The 1,565-nt window shown below is 59.7% G+C and carries 1 protein-coding gene; it reads left to right on the top strand.

The window, feature by feature from the left end; translation table 11 throughout:
• The first annotated feature begins 126 nt into the window (after positions 1-126).
• Complete coding sequence (locus F7P65_RS21795; RefSeq protein ID WP_150295636.1) at positions 127-1,539, top strand: IS4 family transposase; 1,413 nt, start codon at positions 127-129, stop codon at positions 1,537-1,539.
• Positions 1,540-1,565 lie beyond the last annotated feature (26 nt).

Genomic DNA, 1,565 nt, shown 5'->3' with positions numbered 1-1,565 from the left:
GGTCTGACGCTTCCAATTACCCACATCTCGCCGCACGCCTGATTCCGTTTGACTCATGGTGATTGCCTGAAGGGAACTGCCCATGATTCATCCACGAGCACCATTTCGCTGGAGCGGGGGTGCAAGGTGGAAAATTCCGTTTTTGATGCGGCTGGATGGGCTGATAGGGAAGTCGATCCCGGCGCCTTTCGTGATAAGCGGCTGGGCGAGCGGCTTCGCATGATGCTTGTGCAGATGGCAGGGGCAATCGGCGCGCCGATTCCGATGGCCTGTCAGGACTGGGCCAATACCAAGGCGGCGTACCGCTTTTTGTCGAATGGATCGGTCAACGAGGGCGAGATTCTCGCCGGGCATTTTCAGGCAACACAGGCGCGTGTGGCTGCCCTTGACGGGCTCATCCTCGTTTTGCAGGACACCACCGAATTCTCCTATCAACGGCGCGATCCCGAAAGGATTGGCGCCATCGGTCTTGCGCCGAGCCGGCGCGATGAGAATGGTCGACTCCGGCTTCATACGGTCTGCGGCCTGCTCATGCACTCCAGCCTCGCGGTCACGACCGAGGGATTGCCGCTGGGCCTGACGGCGACGAAATTCTGGACCCGCACCAGGTTCAAGGGCACCAACGCTTTGAAGCGGCGGATCAATCCCACACGCGTGCCGATCGAGGAGAAGGAGAGCTACCGCTGGCTCGAGAATATGCGCCAATCGACGTCCTTACTGGGCGAGCCGGAGCGGCTCGTCCACATTGGCGACCGGGAGAACGACATTTACGAGTTCTTCTGCGAAACACAGGCGCTCGGCACGCATTTCCTGGTGCGCACCTGTGTCGACCGTCTGGCCGGTGACGGTGGCCATACGATCGCCGACGAAATGAGCGAAACCACCGTGCAGGGCATGCATCGGGTCGCCGTTGGCAAAGACGATCATGCCGACATCGAGCTACGCTATCGGCGCATCCAGGTTTTGCCGCCGATCGGAAAGCAAAAACGCTATCCCCCTCTCACCCTGACGATCTTACACGCTCGTGAGAGTGGAACGCCAGAAGGACGCCCCCCGATCGACTGGCGGCTCATCACCGATCTGCCGGTAACAACGCCCGATGAAGCCATCGAAAAACTCGACTGGTATGCCCAGCGTTGGAAGATCGAACTCTTCCACAAGATACTCAAATCCGGCTGCCGAGCCGAAGATGCGCGGCTGCGAACTGCTGAGCGCCTTGCCAATCTGATCGCCATATTCTGCATTCTGTCCTGGCGCCTGTTCTGGATGACCATGATCAACCGCGCCGCTCCTGATGCCTCGCCTCGGCTTGTCTTGACCGATGTCGAAATCGCGCTGATCGACCGCCTTGCAGCTTCACGAAAGAACGTGTCCGCAGGCAGAACCCTTGCCGATTATCTGACCCGAATCGCCAGGCTCGGAGGCTATCTTGCGCGAGCCCACGATCCACCTCCCGGCAACATCGTCATCTGGAGAGGGTGGTCCCGTCTGATGGACATCAAAATCGGCGCCGACGTCAGCCGAAGAAGTTGTGGGTAATTGGAAGGGTCTGACGGCCGCCTTGC

Origin of the sequence: Sphingobium estronivorans (assembly GCF_008692605.1) — a bacterium.
Lineage (GTDB): Bacteria > Pseudomonadota > Alphaproteobacteria > Sphingomonadales > Sphingomonadaceae > Sphingobium > Sphingobium estronivorans.
Note: the sequence above shows the minus strand (reverse complement) of the source record. Positions and strands in the feature narration are given on the sequence as shown.